Raw genomic sequence first — 16,965 nt, 5'->3', positions numbered from 1 at the left:
AAGTAACACATTTTAAGTAAAAAACATGCCGACCGGACGTACGAATATGTCAGTCGATCAGTGCATCCTCGACAGTCCGCTTCCAGCGAGTGAGGACGTCGTCTTGATCCTTCAGTTGGATCTGGACTCCACTCATGATGTCTGCATACTTTGCTACATCTTCTCGAATACCCTCAATCGTCGCACTGAAGCGCGTGAGGTTATTGTTGGCCGTCTGGCGTTGCGGCAAAGCCTCAACGGAAAGCCAAGCATAGTAAACTTTTCCGCCGTGAACGACTACAAGCGTCGCCCGTCCTGTTCTTAGTAGATTGGTTGTCGTCGTGGTTCCGGGCCACATCATGATGCGAAGGTGCTGCCTGTCGACGGCAACGATCTCCCCAACGCTCACCATAGCAGAGTGGGGCCAGAGATCTTCAGTTACCGTCAGCAGCATCATCGCTTCGTGTTGTTTACTGGGGAGATCGTTACCGCTAAAAAACTCGAACAGGCTGTCCGGTAGTTCACTCAGGTTTCCGAACAAAGTTAGGCCCTCCTTGTTACTTAATCCGCTGCGCAATAGCCGGAACCACAGTGGCGTTCGGGATGTCCTCCTGTCTTACCTTGAAGGCCGGTTCGTACTTAGCTGGGTCCGTGAATTTCTCATCCTCGGTCGAGCGCCATGTATAGAAACACACCGGGCAGGAGTACACAGTCCATGCGCCTTTGACAGGGGATTCCGCAACCATCTGAGCTTCGGTCGAATCACATCGCGGGCAAGTCGTCATGAAAATCATCCTCCTCAATTAGTTCTTCAACAAGTCTTGAAAAATCTTTTCCCATTTTTCTGTAGCCACTGGTGAATCAAGAGGCTGTGAATAGTGCCCTCGAGTTTCTGGGGCAACAGGTGTCGTTGCATCGAGAATCATCTTGTGTGTAATGCCGGGAGGATTGGCACCGGGATCAAGCGGCATCACCGACATATCCGGCAAAATGATGACGTCGTGTGCCGGGTGCATCTTGGTCGACAGCGCCCACATAACTTGCGGTAGGTTGAACGGATCGACCGTTTCGTCGACAACAATGACCAGTTTGCAGTAACCAAGTCCGTGCGGCGTCGTCAGTGTACGCATGCCGACCGCTTTGGCAAAGCCGCCGTACCGCTTCTTCGTCGAGACGATGGCCACCAGTCCGTGCGTGTACATTGCATTCACAGCCACGATCTCGTTCGGAAAAGCTTCCTTCAGCTGCTGGTAGATCGGCACACATGTATTCACACCCACCATGTAGTCAGTCTCGGTCCAAGGCATGCCGATATATAAGTGTTCGAAGATAGGGTTTTTGCGATGGTAAACGCGCTTGATGCGAATCTCCGGCATGCGACGTCCGCCAGAATAGTGACCAGTGAACTCACCGAATGGGCCCTCGAACTCGCGAACACCTGCTAAGATTTCACCTTCGAGGATGACTTCGGCACCCCACGGAACATCGAGGTTGGTCCCTGGCAGTGTAAACACCTTGTACGGTTCGCCCTGTATCGCGCCCGCCATTTCGTACTCTGATTGGTCGTATCCGATAGGAGCTCCCGCCATCGTGGTAATGACCGGCTCACAGCCGATGGCCAGGGCAACTGGCAGGTTTTCACCGCGTTCTTCTGCCAGACGGAAGTGGATGGCAATGTCGTGCTGTGGTACCGGTTGAATTCCTAGGCTATCTTTTCCCTTCACCTGAATCCGATAAATACCCACGTTTTGTTTGCCGAAGTTGTCGGGATCGGACGGATCGCGCGAAATGACACACGCTTTGTCGATATAGAAACCGCCATCATATTGGTTGAGACGGAACAGCGGCAGGATGTCGAACAGGTTAACGTCCTCGTTGACCACAACTTCCTGGAACGGCGCGCTGTCCATCCGTTCGACAGGCACTGGGTAGTTGTCCCACCGGCGCGCAAACTCAAAAAACTGCTCCTTAACGGGCGTATTCTTAGGCAACCCCATCATCAGTGCGTGATTGGGCCAAGAGCCAATGACGTTCATCGCAACCTTTGCGTTGTTGTAACCATGAATGTTTGTAAACAATAACGCAGGACTCTTGTCACTGACGTTATTGATAGCACGTCCGGCTGAACCGAGGTCAGGCTCGGGCATCACTTCATCTTCGATGGTGAGGATCTGACCTTCTTTTTTGAGCGTGTCAAGAAAGTCTCGGAAATCCTTATATGCCATCGTCTATCCCTCCAGTTTCTGTGTGTTTCTTCATACCTTCCCATCGTTTTGCCGCTTCGGGTGGCAACCCAATTTGGTCCATGACGCGGTACAGAATGTGATTCACCATGTCGTCAAGCGTTTCTGGATGATTGTAAAACGCCGGCATTGGCGGAAAAATGACCGTGCCCATCTGTGAAAGGACCAGCATGTTTTCGAGGTGAATGGTACTCAGAGGAGTTTCACGCGTAAGTAGAATGAGTTTTTTGCGTTCCTTCAACATCACATCGGCAGCGCGGGTAATCAGATTATCCGCCAGGCCCATGCGAATGGAAGCTAACGTTTTCATACTGCACGGGGCAACGACCATGCCATCCACCCGAAACGATCCGCTCGATATCGGCGCTGCTTGATCTTTATACGAATAGACGTGATCCGCGATGGAAACCACATCCGCTACGGAATATGAAGTCTCGTATTGAATCGTCGATTTGGACCAAGACGACAGGACGAGATGTGTCTCCACACTAGCTTCCCTAAGTAACTCCAATGCTCGAATGCCGAATATCGCACCTGTCGCACCGGTTATACCGACAATGATTTTCACGGTCCCTCCTCCTTTCCAAATGCAATGGTGTTCCCTTTCCTTACAAAAAAAGTGTAGTATAAGTCTATTGATATTAAAAATATCTATTAAATCTATTTATCATACTAAAATCATATAGTTAGATTGGAGAGCATGGAATGGATCTGCGTCAATTGAAGTACTTTGTCACGATTGCGGACAGTGGCCAGATCACGGCTGCTGCAAAACGACTGAATATTGCCCAGCCACCGCTCAGTCAGCAGCTCAAACTAATGGAACAAGAGCTTGGTGTAACGTTGTTCGAACGAGGCAAGAAGAGCATGACCTTAACAGTGGAAGGCCGCGCACTGTATCAAAAAGCAGTGGACCTTTTGCGCATGTTTGACGAGATGGTGGTGGAGGTTCAAACACTCGGGGGTGGCGTGAACGGCACACTATCTATCGGTACCACACTGTACTCGGCACCCTTTTTACTGGATCGGGTGATGAGTTTGCGAGCCGCACACCCCCAGCTAACGTTTAAGGTTTGGGAGGGTGAGCCGGATCGACTACAGGAATTACTGGACAGCCGCGCCATCGAGGTGGCAATCACCAATTTCCCAGTGAGGATGCAGGGTGTAACCATACATCGAACGAAACCTATTCCGTTTGTGTTTGTCACACCACAGGATTGGACTGACGACGAACAAACTCCTATTCATATGAAGGAAATCGTAGAACGGCCGCTCATCTTGCTTGGACCCGTTTACGGCGTCGGGATTTACAATCGAATCGTGGACGAATTACACCGATTTAGTGACACGCCAAATGTCGTTTGCGAATGCCACGATTCAACCATGTTGTTTCGGCTGGTTCATTCCGGTTTTGGTGCGACCATTGTGCCGGAATCCGTATTGTCTTTGATTCCAGCGCACACCTTCCGCAAGATCCCGATTGAGGGAACTGATTTGTCTTACGAGCCAACGGTTGTGTGGAAAACTGGGGCGCATTTGTCGAACGCCGCACGGGCGTTTTTGACTGACCTTGTGTGAGCATTTTCACGCACAAAGGTAAGGGGAACTGGAAGGTAACGCCACAAGGGCTTACCCTTTAAGAATGCGAAAGGATAGAGAAGGGCGACCCCATTCCGTTCGTCCTCAGCCAATCCCTATACTATTTCAGCCAGCTGTTTACAAGCGCCTGGTTGCTCTGAATCCACTTCTTCGCCGCTGCGTCCTGATCACTCTGGTCCTTCACTGCCTCCTCCAACGATGCCAATTGATTTGCATTCAGTTTGAAGTTCTGGAACCACTTTGCCACCTGTGGATTGCTTTGTGCCCATTCTTTATTTGCTTCAATTGTAATGGACGATTGTCCAGCAAGAATTTTTTTCGGGTCTTTAATGAATTTTAAGTGATATTTCACAAAAGCCCAGTGCGGTGTCCACATGACCACTGCGATAGGCTGGTGCTGTTCATATGCGTGTTGCAGAGAAGATAACATCGCTGTCGTACTGCTCTCCTGAAGGGACATATTGTTCATGCCGTACACCGAAATCATTTTCTTGACCGCATTGTCTTCTTCCGATCCCGGTTCTATCCCGACAATTCGATTTTGAAATTCACTGGCGTGGCTGTTTAAATCCTCCATGGTATTGATATTGTTCATATACTGTGGAACAGCGATCCCCTGATTGCTATCACCTGTGTACCAGACGCCTAGACTCGTCAAATTAGACTTGTACTTGTTCACATAGGGATTGTCACTAGGCAACCATGCATCCAAGAAAATGCTTGTGTTGTTTTGTGATAATCCGAGGAACATTGGACCGAGATCCATCTGTGTCAGGTTCACTTGATACCCCTGACTCTCCAAAATATCTTTCCACAAGTGTGTCACCGCGACATCTTCCGTCCATCCTAACCAAGCGATTGAGATTTTTTTAGAACCGGACGTCTTCGTCGTTTGTGTGTCGTTACCATTGGCACCTGTTGTACTCGTCCCGTTCGACGACTGATTTGCTGTTTGACTTGCAGTACCGCAGCCACTCACGATCAATCCAAGTGCGGAAACCATCGACAGAGCAATAACCGATTTCCTCATCTACAAAACCCCTCCTATAATCTGTTGACGACCCAATTGCGGACGCACGACATGTTCTCTCACCTAAAGATATAAGCAAGAATCGTGCCAACGTTGCGTTGAGTGAACTTTCCTACAATATGAGCACTTAAACACGATTATCCTTTTGTGTGCCCGCGACAATCTGAGTTAAAATTGACTCGAGTGAGTCATGAACCACTCGCTATTAGCAAAGGAGGCCCACATGACCATCCAAGCTAAAAACGATCGCTACATCGACAGAGCAACATTTGAACGTATTTTGGACCATTCGTCGGATGAAATCTTTGTTGTTGATAAAAATCAACGAATCGTTTATGTCAATAAAAACTGCGAACGACACTACGCACTCAAACCTGCTGACGTGATCGGCAAACGAAATGCTGATTTTATCGCCCGAGGTTACTGGCGTCCCTCCGTAGTCAGCGAAGTCTTTAAAACGAAGTCAGCAGTTACCAAACTGCAAATCACCAGTACCGGCACAGAACTTATCACCACAGCGATTCCCGTACTCAACAAACATCGTGATATCGAATTTGTCGTCAGCACAGCTAGACCATTCCATCGCCAAGAAGCATTTAAACTTGAAAAGAGCGGCGACCTTACGGTCCAATCACAACCACCGACAAGAGCTGGCATGATTGTTCATAGTCCGCAGATGCAGGATGTGTTGCACGTCGCACACAAGGCAGCACAAGTCGATTCCACGGTGCTCATCACTGGCGAATCGGGGACAGGAAAAGGGGTTTTGGCTAACTATATACACCAGGTAAGTCCACGCCGACAAAACACCTTTTTGACCATCAATTGCGCGGCCATCCCAGAAGAGTTACTCGAATCAGAGTTATTTGGGTACGCACCTGGCGCATTTACAGGAGCTAATCGGCGAGGCAAAATTGGCCTCATTGAAGCAGCGGAGGTGGGACTATTTTTCTCGACGAGATAGGCGAAATCTCGTTAAAAACCCAGGCTAAGTTGCTGCAACTCGTTCAAGATCGCACGTTTACGCCAGTTGGCGAACTCCAACAAAAAACGGCTGATGTCAGAGTGATTGCTGCCACAAATCAAAATTTGCCCATTTTGGTCGAGCAAGGGCAATTTCGTGAAGACTTATTTTATCGACTAAACGTAATTGAACTGGCTATACCGCCATTACGTGAACGATCCGACGACGTCATCCCACTAATCCAATTATTTCTCTATCAGTTCAACCAAAAATACGACAAACATCTGACCATCTCGGAAGCGAGTATTGAAGCCATTTGCCAATACGACTGGCCAGGTAACATTCGTCAATTGCAGAATGTCATCGAGCGTGCTGCCATCATGTCTGACACGGTTATTCAACCGACCGATTTACCTGCAGGTATTGTAGAGACAACCGCCTGTTCAAACGAGGCGGCAAATGAAGACGCCGAAACAACTGAATCGTTGTTTCGCACCGATTTATCATTAGGTGACGCCATCATGAACATCGAAAGCGAACTCATCCTCGCTTCCTACCAGCGCCACCAAAGCACTAGAAAAGTCGCAAGAGAATTGCAGATCAGCCAGAGTCGCGCGTCCAGATTGATTCGGAAGTATCTCGCAAGTGCAGACAATCCTTCATAGTCGTTGGCAATGCGGGTGACTTTACGCGCAGGCACTAACGAATACTGATTGATCGACCAACGCCATCCGGACGCACCAATGTTGCATCTCGCTTTGCTCTCTCGACAACCTTATCAGCAATGACTTGAGGAAATGGAGCTGATTTGCCACGATCAGTAGAAACACCCATTAACATCTGTTCACTCGTGGCTACGCGAGTACCCACTTCATTTTCCATCACTAAGAACAAATGAAGTCGTTTTGCATCGTGGTGAATCAACTGTACCGTTACCCGAATACGTTCTCCTTCGTGACATTCGTGGAGATAACAGATATGATTCTCCAAAGTGTAAATCGTGAAACGATATCTCTCGCGCATTGAGGCGTCCAACCCGAGGTCCAGGAGGACTTGATCGATCGCGGCACTAAACACTTGCACATAGGCCGCGTCGTTCATGTGCCCATTGTAGTCCACCCACTCTGGACGTACGCTTTCTTCCATGACCTTCGTCGGCTGTTGCGTCATACTATCCACCCCTGCTTTCTTCTGCGTTGTTGACACCCCCGCAGACATGACTCGTCATTACATACGCCCATCGAGGTTTGCCGCAGGCCAATACGGCTTTAAAAGCGCTAATAGACGTACGAGAAAATCATCGCGTCGTATCTCTAACTGCTCAATTGAGTGGCCTTCGCTTTGCGCTTCACAACCTGCGATAATTTCTTCGCGCAACGCATCCGTCAATTTTGGCGCTTCCAGACGTGTCCAAGGGAGTTTTAGCGTTGGTCCAAATTGCTCCAACATGTGCCTCATGCCTTGCTCGCCACCAGCTAAGTGGAAAGTCAAAAATGGCCCCATGAGCGCCCAACGCAACCCAGCACCATAGACAATCGCTGCATCCACCTCAGCCGTTGTCGCCACCCCGTCGTTCACGATGTGCAACGCCTCTCTCCACAGCGCTTCCATCAATCTATCCGCGATATGCCCTTCTATTTCCTTACGGACCAACAACGATTGCATGCCAATCGACTGATAAAATGCGGAGGCTCGCTCGACGATTGCTACATCCGTCGCTTCACCAGGGACAATTTCAACCAACGGCAAGAGATAAACAGGGTTAAACGGATGCCCGACCAGCACACGTTCAGGGCGGCCACAATCCGACTGCAACGTACTCGGTGTTATCCCCGATGTGCTTGAAGCAATGATGGCGTTTGGTTTCGCCGATTTATCGATCTTCGCCAGCAGCTTTCGCTTCAAATCCTCGCGCTCCGGGGCGTTCTCCTGAATAAAATCCGCGTCCGAAACGGCACTCGCCAAATCAGGGTCAAACCGCAACCTCCGTAGTGATGCGCCTTCCGCCAAACCAACTTTCGTCAGCGACGTCCACGCTTGTTCAACCGACGCGCGGAGTCGTTGTTCAGCGCCTGTGGCCGGATCGGTTGCAACCACGTCATAACCGTTAGCCAGGCAACGTGCAATCCATCCACTGCCGATCACGCCTGTACCCACCACCGCAATTTTCCGCACTTGATGAGTTTCCTCAGCTTGCACATTCAAATTTGTTGCTTTCTTCATTTAACTTCACTCCGTTTCAAAAGTCGCAGCAGTTCGCCATGATTACGCCAGATGTGGATTTCTCAGTTGTAAATGTTCCCTTGCTTCGGCTGGCGACATCGGCTCCAACCCGACTCCTTGAACGATCCCAACAATTTTATCGACGAGCTGAGCATTGGTCGCCAATTCACCTTTTTTAAATACAGGTTATCCTCTAGTCCCACTCGCACATTACCGCCGAGCAAAGCTGACTGGACCGCCATCGGGATCTGTAATCTACCTGGCGCAAAAGCTGCCCAATGCGCATGCAGCGGTAATTTACTGCGCATATGAACAACGGTCTCCACGTCGGCATCCGCCCCCCACGGAATCCCTAGGCAAAACTGGAACAGCGGATTCCCGTCAATCAGTCCCTCGGCCATCAATTGATTCGCAAAACGAATATGGCCAAAATCGAAGCACTCCAACTCCGGTTTCACACCGGCTGCCTGAATTAGTTTCGCCTGTTCTCTCAACCAATCGGTCGGACTGATATACACCAAATCACTGTAGTTGTAGCTACCGCAATCCAGCGTACAAATCTCCGGCAGCAACTCAGCAACTGGCTGATGCTTCTGTCTCGGGGTTTGCATATCCGTACCAGGTCCGCCCACAGTCGGATCGGCAGCAGATGGAAGCCAGTCTCCGCCGCCACCAGCAGTTAGATTGATCACGATGTCTTCGTCAAAGGCGCGTATGCGCTCTACCACTTCGCGAAACAATGCCGGATCATGACTGATACCACCGGTTCTCGGGTCACGCACGTGAATATGGACAATGGCTGCACCGGCCTTCGCCGCCTCACGTGCAGAATTTGCAATCTCTTCCGGTGTAACCGGTACGTAGCCACTCTTTTTCGTCGTATCCCCAGCACCGGTCAGCGCACAGGTGATAATCACTTTGTCGTTCATGCTGCCACCCTCCAAGAACAAAAAACTTGCTCGAAGTTTTTCGAAGCAAGTTTCGTGCCAAGAGGTAAGTCCTGCACGACGCGGCGGTTTGGACAGAGTTTCGTGGACATAAAAGGTGATGTTGAGTCAGATATGGTTCGGAGGGAGAGGGAGTTTGGGGCGTGTAAGGCGGGTGTTTGATTACTGCTATGCCTCAATATTTCAGGCGGTTTATTTTTGCTTAAACAAGGGCTACCCCTCAGCCATCTCATAGATGACCCTTGGGACAGCCCCGTTCTATCGAAGCTGGTTCATACTCTGTCCTCTGTCCGTATTACGTAGAAAATTATCGTCTAAGACAAAGCTGCACCCGTTTCGGATATGACTATGTTTGTCGATATTCTCACAAGGTACGTCATCTCGCTATTAGAAATCGGACCTTTTCCATTCTCGAGAGAGCATATATTCGACAAAGCTTGTTCCTGGAGCCCCTTGGAGATGTTTAGGTCACAGGTAACCATATGCCCAACCTGTTCAATAAGTTCATTGACTAACCGAGGGTCACTCCCTGCCACACAGACTTTCCCACCACTTGCAAGCAAGTGGACAATCGTTGATACATCGTCCTTGGAAAAAACCGTACTGATACTCATGTTCCTAGACGTCCCCCGTATCCAATCTTCAGCACTGACCACGTCGTTTTACATTGTGGATGGCTTCGGTAAACATCACTCGAGACATCTCATCAGAAACGATTGGCTCTTCCTCATGCAGCTTGCAGATACTGGGTTATATTGGTCGAAAATTCACGAACTAACTGGTCAGCCTTTCGCTTGATAAGAGGTTGCGCGAGTTCGCCAAGTTTTCCGGCAATCACCAGGTCCGCTTCAATTTGAAGGGATGACCGATTCCCTTCGTCGTCAGGAACTAACGCCATGTTAAATTTCCCATATACATTTCCCGACCGGGAGTCGCTCATCGAAACACCGGCTTCCATCGTATGTTCTTCCTGGTTAATGGCGAGATCAGCGTTACCCTTGAAGCGTAACGAGATCGGACCAAGCTTGGTTACAATTTTCACTTCGTAGTGGTCATCTGACGTCTCCGTTGCTTCTTCGACACCCGGGATACGTGAACCATGGCAATGGTGTCCTGCATTTTTTCCCATGTGTCAGCAAAACTCGTCTCTAGTGCTATGGTATAAGAAAATTTCATACGTACGTCCCTCCACTTATGGCATCTCCGGCCAATGATGACAGCACTCGTTTTGTCCAGACGGCGGCCATATCTCGCTTGTAGGTTTCACTCCCGCGATCGTCATCCCAGGGCTCAACTTGTTCATGAATGATCTCAGCAACTTCATCGAGAAGAGCCTTTGTCACGCTTGAACCAATCAGACGGGCTTCCGCGTCTTGGTACCGAGACGCAGTCGGGCCCGCCCCACCAACGGCAAGCGAAGCACTACGAATCGTTCGGCCATCATCTTCAAACGCAAGACTCGCAGCGACACCAACAGTGCAATAATCGTCCTGACTGCGCGGTCGGAACTTTACGTAGCGCGATGCCCGGGCAACGGCATCGTTTGGTATCAGCACCTCGACGAGAATTTCATTTGAGCGGATGTCCGTTTCCATGGTGTCCACAAAAAAGTCAGTGAGTGGAACAATACGTTCGCCGGCCTTAGACCGCAATTTCACCGATGCATCAAGGGCCAGTAGGATTGGTGGCAGATCCTGAGCGGGATCGGCATGGACCAGATGTCCACCCAGCGTAGCTACATTTCGGATGCGAACGTTGGCTATCACTCGCGCGGTTTCTGAGAGACATGGAAGCACACCCGCCAATAGCGGTGAAAGCTCGATTTCCCGAAGACGGACCATAGCTCCGATGCGAACACCGCCATCCTCTAGCCTTGTGATTCCGTACAATTCAGAGACCCTTTCCAGTCCGATCACAGTGGTGGGCGCCAACAGGTTTTGCTTCATCAGAATGGTCGATGCAGCTCCCCCACCCCACAGTATCGCGTCTGACTCCTGCTCAATGGCGTTGAGAGCGTCATCCAAATCGCTTGGGAGAATAAGCTCAAACGATTGCACGTTCAGACCTCCATCTCTTCGCAGCAAGTAAAATCGCCCGTACAATAGATTGGTAACCAGTACATCTGCACAGGTTTCCAGCCATAAAGTGGCGAACTTCTTCTTCCGTCGGATCCGAATTTTCATTGAGCAAGGACACCGCAGACATCACTTGCCCCGGTGTGCAAATCCCACATTGGAGCCCTTCACATTCCACAAATGCTTCTTGTACGATTTTCCACAAACCAGGGTCCGGGGATCCATCAGGTATAACGTCTCTGTCCATCACCGCTTGTAGACCTTCGGCCGTGAACACGTGCGCACCGTTCGCAAATACCGCGGGCATTAAACAGGAACTCACGGATTTGCCATTGACCAGAACTGTACAAAGTCCGCAAATTCCAATCGAACACGCTTCTTTGGTCCCCGTCAGATGCAGATGATCACGCAAGAAATCCAGCAGAAGTTGTCCCGTCTCCACGCGGGCCGAGATACGCTCCCCGTTCACATGAAGTTCAATCTCTTCCACCATCATGCATCTCCTTTCTCACGAAGCGAAAAGTACAGTTTTTCTGCGGTTATCGGCAGATCGCACATACGAACTCCGACTGCATCGGCTATAGCATTCGCGATCGCAGCGGGAACAGGTACATTGGACAGTTCCCCGACCGCCTTGACATTCTCTGCCCCAATGCCTCGCCCGCCTTCCACGACTCCGATATGGACGTGGGGAATGTCCTCTTGGGACGGAAGTTTGTACTCGCCAAGACCCGCGCGGGTAACCCGACCTTCTTCGATGACCAGATCCTCTAATACCGCTTCGCCAAAGCCAAAAATCACGCCACCTTCAAGTTGCAGCAGGTGAGAGGTTGGATTGATAATGTTCGCGACGTCGTAGGCACCAATGATGTCCTCCACGACGATCTGCCCTGTTCCTTTATCAACGCGGACCCTTGCGATGGTAATGTTGTAGGATGTCACGTGCTCAATGTCATTGGCATTATGGCTCACACGCAACCAGGAGCCATCACGTGCCCGATTGAACGAAGCCAGAGCAGTACGAAGCGCTTCTACGGAATAATTCCTCGGTAGATCAAATTCGGTTTGAAGTAGCTCTAACAGTTGAACACCAGCTCGGTGAAACGCCTCACTGACCGTCACGGTGACACGGCTTCCACCACAGCCCGTATCCATCTTGAACACACTCGTCTCATCCTGTACGACCGTGATGTATTCGTTCGGAAGCGCCAAAAGTCGTCCCAGGATATTGCGTCCGAGCGTGAATTGCCCCCCTCCCTGGTCCGGAAATGGAACATGTACAACCAGATCTCCTGAAGCAGTTGGCTCAAGGCCGATCTCGGTCACACCACCGTGGGTCGGTCTTTGATAAAATGCGTACCCGGTACCTCGCACCCATTCCCCTTCTTTTGGAAGAGGTCGCAGAGGTACCTGAGCAAGCATTTCTTTCGCGCGCCGGAGTGTTTCCTGCGAGCGAATTTCGACGTAGTGATCACCCAGCGGCGATGTATCCCCATCGTGGAGCATATTTTGTTCCCGGATAAAGAGCGGATCGATGCCTAACTTTCGTGCAGCCATATCGATCACGCTTTCCACAGGAAAGTACACCTGCACCGACCCCGGTGCTCTGGCATGGCCGCGAGGTACAGTGTTTGTGTACGCGATGGTACTTTGAACGCGAATTGACGCAATGTTGTACGCCGAACCCGCGTCCGGTATGCCGATCAGATTGACGTCAGGCATTGGCTTGAAGCCTGCATAGGCGCCGCCGTTCATCACCGCATCCACGTCAAGTGCAGTAAAGTGGCCGTTCTCATCAAGCCCCAGCGAAACCGTGACGGATGAAGAGTGTCTCGGATCGCCTGCCATCAAATCTTCTGCGTATGACATACGGAGCTTCACCGGGCACTCCGTCGCTTTAGCCAGCGCAATGGTCAGCGGAATCTCCATTGGTGAACCTTTTCCACCGAAGTCCCCACCAATAAAAACAGGGTGAATACGAATCTGCCTAGTTTCAATGGCTAGCCAATCAGCCAGTTGTTGTCTCAATCGGTACGGCGCTTTATTCGGAGCCCAAATCTCGATCTCGTCGCCGTCAACCCGCGCAATGCATGAATGTGGTTCCAGGTATCCTTGATGGCGAGCGGGTGTTGTAAAGGTTTCCGTAAAGACGTGTTTCGATCGCTTCAAGGCCTCCGCAACATCGTCGCCATTTTGCAGTGTCACGCGCGATTGTAAGTTCCCGTGATCCGATTCCTGCGTGACCGCACCTCGATAAGCCCACGCAGCTTCGTGGACAAGTGGGGCGTCAGGAGTGAGCGCCTCTCTCGCATCAAAGACTGGTGGTAAAGGTTCGTACTCTACGTCAATCAGCGCAATAGCGGCTTCAGCCACTTCCCTTGAGATAGCCGCCACCGCAGCGACGCGATCGCCAACAAACAAAGCTTTCTCTTTTGCAAGAACCGGAATATCCCGAACCACACGGCCAAATAGCCCGTAAGAGATGTTTTGACCAGTGAGCACCACATGTACACCTGGAAGATTGCTTGCTTCCTCAGTGTTGATCGATACGATACGGGCATGCGGATAAGGGCTGCGCAATACCGCCCCGTAGAGCATATCGGGCAGTGTGATGTCGTCGGTGTAACGGGCTTCGCCGCGGACCTTTAGAAGTCCGTCAACTCTGCTTAAATCTCGGGTAATTTGTGGAGTCTGCGTAATCAAGATGACGCCCTCCTCATTCGTATCGTTTTTCGAGCGCTGACAACTCAGGCAACTTCACAAGAGATTGCCGATCCGACCAAGACAGCATCTCTATGTTGTCGCTCGTTCCATCGCTCATCAGCGTCCTCGCGGCTGAAAATGCAGCATGCAGCGCCGCACGAGGAACTGCATTCGCATAGTATATGAGGGAAAAACCTAATCTTGCGAGTTCTTCCCGCGGCCGAATAGGCGTTTTTCCACCTTCAACCATGTTCGCCACCTGAGGCCACGGCAACTTTCCTATGCGCTCCATTTGCTCCAAGTTCCGCGGTGCTTCGATGAACGTGACATCAGCCCCCGCTTCGCGATATTGATGTGCACGCTCGATCGCTGCATCGATCCCCTCCACGGCGATGGCATCTGTTCGAGCGACAATGACTAGATCCGGGTCCACTTTGGCGTCAACCGCGGCACGGACCTTTTGGACCATTTCATGCGTGGAGATAATCTGCTTGTTATCAAAATGGCCGCATCGTTTCGGAAACACCTGGTCCTCAATCATGATGCCTGCGGCCCCAGCTTTTTCGAACTCGCGGACCGTTCGCCACACGTTTAGCGGATTGCCGAAACCCGTATCCGCGTCGACCAGCACTGGAATATTCACGGCCGACGTGACTTCTCTCGTCACCTCGACCAACTCAGTCATCGTCGTCAACCCGTAATCAGCCAGGCCGATTTTCCAATTCGCGATTCCTGCCCCGCTCAAAAAGATCAAAGGAAACCCGGTTTCCTCTATAACTCTCGCCAAAATCGCGTTCGAGGCACCCGGAACGATGGTTGCCTTATCTCGTTCAACAATTTGTTTTAATTGCGCCGCCAGGCTCAAAAAACTTCACTCCCTGCTTAAAAGCCTAACCAGGCGCCTTTTCACAGCGCCCGGGACTCCGTGTCAAAGGAACTGAACACCGCGAGTTTCCTTAAATATCCACGCCCACACGGACAAAGCTAGGAACTCCAGTCCCCCAAGCAATACGACGGATTGAAATCCCCAGTGTGCAGACATACTTGCTGCGATTAGCGGTGGGAAAAAGGCGAGCCCACGCCCAATCTGCAGTGCTGCGGAAACACCGGTGGATCGGACATCAGAAGCAAACATTTCACTGAACAGCACACCGAACACGGTCGCCCCGTTCGAACCAAAATATAGAACGAAGAACGGCACGAGAATCCAACTTGAAGTAAGAAGGTACTTCCAAGTAAAGAAGAGGACAATCCCACCTACGGCAGCTGACAGAGCAAGGTAACTCAACGTTACCCTGCGGCCCCACCTGTCGTTCGTATAGGAGCCGACAACATTTCCAACAATTCCGGAAATAGCGGTGAAGAATACCCACCATGAAGCATGCGTGATAGAGAGGCCATGCTTCGTCAAATATGTCGGTAAGAACGTTGTAATGCCGTAATATGCGAAGAACTGCAGAGACGATGCAATTAGACATTTGATAAATGGACCGAAGAACTGGGTCGTAAAGATTTGGCTCCAGTCCATGCCTTTTTTACTGACTTTCGCTTGCCATACCTCAGACTCAGGTGTCGAAGAGCGAACGTAGATTGCAATTAAGACTGGCAGCGTTGCCACAGCAAATGTCCAACGCCAACCAATGGCCGGTTCAACATACCCGCCGACAATTGCAGCAATGGCAATTCCTACAAACAGACCACCGTAAAGCAGTCCCCCCCACCAGCCGCGTTTCTCAGCTGGCGCCAGTTCCGAGACAAGCGTTTGACCAACACCGTACTCGCCGCCAATCCCTAGAGCTGCGATGATAGTCCAAACCATAACTCGGCTTCGACAGCTGTAGATATACGAAATCCCGAAACCCGCTGGTGCGTCTAGGGTTTCGGGATTGTGGATAACCTCGTGCGGTGCCTACAGCATTTCTGTGGATATCTCTGCGAATAGCGGTGGATGCTCGTAACCGAGCGCTTTCAGGATTTGTGCCTGCTCCGGGGTTACTTCGGTTCGCTGCCGGACTCTTCCGCTACCAGCCTTGTAGGTTATAAGGTGCATCTCGTTCATGACAGAACGAATCTCTCTCCATGTACGACAGGTCCGGTTCTCTGCTACCCGAACCAAGAGTAACGAGAGCCAACACAGCAGCACATGTGCCCGAATTCGCTCATTCTTCCGGTGGTACATTGGGCGCAATTCCATGGTCTGTTTCAGGGAACGAAATGCTGCTTCAACCTGCCACAGTTGCTTGTATCCAAGGGCCACATCCTCCGCGGACAGCGTGTCGTCTGAGGTCCGAATCAGGTACTTTCCATCCAGTCGTTCCATCGCCTTAACCGCCTGTTGGTCAATCGCGAGATTGCCACGTTTGTCCGACTTCAAGTAACGCTTGAAGGTCGGGTGACTCTGTAAACGACAATGTGCCTTGGTGTGCGCATCGCTGTCCAACTCCTTCAGTCGCGCGAGCTCGGCTTCTAGGGCCTTGAGATGTGCCTCGCGCCGAAACTCGTCTCTGCGTGCTTCATCTGGGTTTCGAACGAGCACGTATCGAACCCGCGCCTCACCGTCTCCCACGACGATTTCCTTTATCTCGAGGTTATCTCGTACGGTCTTGAATCGCCCAGGACGAGACAGGGCATCTTCGACCTTCTGCTTGCCAGCGGTCATCTTCTCTCCAGCAATGTAATGCCCGCCGGTTTTCTGAAGCTCACGTAAATTGTCCTCCGAGCTGAACCCACGGTCGACGACCGTAACGACGCGTCCGAGACGCCATCCAATGAGATCCTTCTTCACTTCTGGAATGACGGTCATGTCTGACGTGTTCCCCGGCCATACCCAACACCGCACAGGGATACCATCTCGGGTTACTGCAAAGCCAATCACGACCTGTGGTAAATCAGGCCGGTGGTCCTTGGAGTAACCGGGTTGTTTCAGACTGTCTTCTTCCGGCTCGTCATCCATTTCAAAATAACTCGACGTCGTGTCAAAGAACAGTAAGTCGACCTCGAGGTTTAATAGGTCTGCGACCGTTTCGAACACTTCTCGCTGGATGTCTACATCTGATTCAATCAGGAAATCCATTGCACGGTATCCTTGATGGACTTCAAAGTTCTCAACACCTGGCAGTGCGACATCTCGCTTCACCGTGAACGTCAAACCCGGCACACCTTGTGCACGAACCACGTTTGTTCATAATCGGATATAATGAAT

The 16,965-nt window shown here is 50.9% G+C and carries 16 protein-coding genes and 3 pseudogenes; 3 read left to right on the top strand and 16 right to left on the bottom strand.

All coding sequences use genetic code 11. The features are described 5' to 3' along the window. Window positions 1–49 precede the first annotated feature (49 nt). The 4 genes from NZD86_RS00435 to NZD86_RS00420 are packed head-to-tail and all read right to left on the bottom strand — an operon-like array spanning window position 50 to window position 2,790. Window positions 50–520, bottom strand: coding sequence for a pyridoxamine 5'-phosphate oxidase family protein (locus NZD86_RS00435; protein ID WP_268044519.1), 471 nt, complete (start codon window positions 518–520; stop codon window positions 50–52). A 16-nt stretch (window positions 521–536) separates the two neighbouring features. After that, window positions 537–764: a non-oxidative hydroxyarylic acid decarboxylases subunit D gene (locus NZD86_RS00430; protein WP_268044518.1), complete on the bottom strand. Its 228-nt coding sequence runs from the start codon at window positions 762–764 to the stop codon at window positions 537–539. An 18-nt stretch (window positions 765–782) separates the two neighbouring features. Further along, on the bottom strand, window positions 783–2,204 hold the full coding sequence (locus NZD86_RS00425) for a non-oxidative hydroxyarylic acid decarboxylases subunit C (RefSeq protein WP_268044517.1): 1,422 nt from the start codon (window positions 2,202–2,204) through the stop codon (window positions 783–785). After that, on the bottom strand, window positions 2,194–2,790 hold the full coding sequence (locus NZD86_RS00420; RefSeq protein WP_268044515.1) for a non-oxidative hydroxyarylic acid decarboxylases subunit B: 597 nt from the start codon (window positions 2,788–2,790) through the stop codon (window positions 2,194–2,196). The genes NZD86_RS00425 and NZD86_RS00420 overlap by 11 nt, the downstream gene beginning before the upstream one ends. A 137-nt stretch (window positions 2,791–2,927) precedes the next feature. On the opposite strand from NZD86_RS00420, the gene NZD86_RS00415 reads away from it, so the two are divergent. Then, window positions 2,928–3,800, top strand: coding sequence for a LysR family transcriptional regulator (locus NZD86_RS00415; protein WP_268044514.1), 873 nt, complete (start codon window positions 2,928–2,930; stop codon window positions 3,798–3,800). Between the two features lie 121 nt (window positions 3,801–3,921). On the opposite strand, the gene NZD86_RS00410 is transcribed toward NZD86_RS00415, so the two are convergent. Then, window positions 3,922–4,851 (bottom strand): glycine betaine ABC transporter substrate-binding protein, encoded by a 930-nt coding sequence (locus NZD86_RS00410; RefSeq protein ID WP_268044513.1) that lies wholly within the window; start codon window positions 4,849–4,851, stop codon window positions 3,922–3,924. A 190-nt stretch (window positions 4,852–5,041) separates the two neighbouring features. Between NZD86_RS00410 and NZD86_RS24470 the strand changes: the two are divergent. Both NZD86_RS24470 and NZD86_RS24615 read left to right on the top strand, forming a co-directional pair. After that, window positions 5,042–6,210 (top strand): annotated as a pseudogene (locus NZD86_RS24470) (sigma-54 interaction domain-containing protein); the annotation flags it as partial. Further along, window positions 6,196–6,480: a hypothetical protein gene (locus tag NZD86_RS24615; protein WP_407655230.1), complete on the top strand. Its 285-nt coding sequence runs from the start codon at window positions 6,196–6,198 to the stop codon at window positions 6,478–6,480. The pseudogene NZD86_RS24470 and the gene NZD86_RS24615, both read left to right, overlap by 15 nt. Window positions 6,481–6,514: 34 nt before the next feature. On the opposite strand, the gene NZD86_RS00400 is transcribed toward NZD86_RS24615, so the two are convergent. The 11 genes and pseudogenes from NZD86_RS00400 to NZD86_RS00350 form a co-directional block, all read right to left on the bottom strand. Further along, window positions 6,515–6,985, bottom strand: a complete 471-nt coding sequence (locus NZD86_RS00400; RefSeq protein WP_268044512.1) for a thioesterase family protein — start codon at window positions 6,983–6,985, stop codon at window positions 6,515–6,517. Window positions 6,986–7,042: 57 nt separating this feature from the next. After that, complete coding sequence (locus NZD86_RS00395) at window positions 7,043–8,038, bottom strand: L-carnitine dehydrogenase (RefSeq protein WP_268044510.1); 996 nt, start codon at window positions 8,036–8,038, stop codon at window positions 7,043–7,045. A 42-nt stretch (window positions 8,039–8,080) separates the two neighbouring features. Beyond that, window positions 8,081–8,967, bottom strand: a pseudogene (locus NZD86_RS00390) (3-keto-5-aminohexanoate cleavage protein). Between the two features lie 332 nt (window positions 8,968–9,299). Next, complete coding sequence (locus NZD86_RS00385) at window positions 9,300–9,599, bottom strand: hypothetical protein (RefSeq protein WP_268044509.1); 300 nt, start codon at window positions 9,597–9,599, stop codon at window positions 9,300–9,302. 113 nt (window positions 9,600–9,712) lie between these two features. Then, window positions 9,713–10,114, bottom strand: coding sequence for an SRPBCC family protein (locus NZD86_RS00380; RefSeq protein WP_268044508.1), 402 nt, complete (start codon window positions 10,112–10,114; stop codon window positions 9,713–9,715). A gap of 43 nt (window positions 10,115–10,157) precedes the next feature. Further along, window positions 10,158–11,042, bottom strand: coding sequence for an FAD binding domain-containing protein (locus NZD86_RS00375; protein ID WP_268044507.1), 885 nt, complete (start codon window positions 11,040–11,042; stop codon window positions 10,158–10,160). Further along, window positions 11,029–11,553 carry a (2Fe-2S)-binding protein gene (locus NZD86_RS00370; RefSeq protein ID WP_268044505.1) on the bottom strand — a complete coding sequence of 175 codons (525 nt, stop codon included), beginning with the start codon at window positions 11,551–11,553 and terminating at the stop codon, window positions 11,029–11,031. The genes NZD86_RS00375 and NZD86_RS00370 overlap by 14 nt, the downstream gene beginning before the upstream one ends. Continuing rightward, window positions 11,553–13,763: a xanthine dehydrogenase family protein molybdopterin-binding subunit gene (locus NZD86_RS00365; RefSeq protein WP_268044504.1), complete on the bottom strand. Its 2,211-nt coding sequence runs from the start codon at window positions 13,761–13,763 to the stop codon at window positions 11,553–11,555. The genes NZD86_RS00370 and NZD86_RS00365 overlap by 1 nt, the downstream gene beginning before the upstream one ends. 13 nt (window positions 13,764–13,776) lie before the next feature. Next, window positions 13,777–14,628 carry an isocitrate lyase/PEP mutase family protein gene (locus NZD86_RS00360; RefSeq protein WP_268044502.1) on the bottom strand — a complete coding sequence of 284 codons (852 nt, stop codon included), beginning with the start codon at window positions 14,626–14,628 and terminating at the stop codon, window positions 13,777–13,779. A gap of 63 nt (window positions 14,629–14,691) precedes the next feature. After that, window positions 14,692–15,582, bottom strand: a complete 891-nt coding sequence (locus NZD86_RS00355) for an MFS transporter (protein ID WP_268044501.1) — start codon at window positions 15,580–15,582, stop codon at window positions 14,692–14,694. 90 nt (window positions 15,583–15,672) lie between these two features. After that, window positions 15,673–16,899, bottom strand: a pseudogene (locus NZD86_RS00350) (IS1634 family transposase); the annotation flags it as partial. Window positions 16,900–16,965: the final 66 nt, after the last annotated feature.

It is taken from the genome of Alicyclobacillus dauci (assembly GCF_026651605.1).
Lineage (GTDB): Bacteria > Bacillota > Bacilli > Alicyclobacillales > Alicyclobacillaceae > Alicyclobacillus > Alicyclobacillus dauci.
Note: the sequence above shows the minus strand (reverse complement) of the source record. Positions and strands in the feature narration are given on the sequence as shown.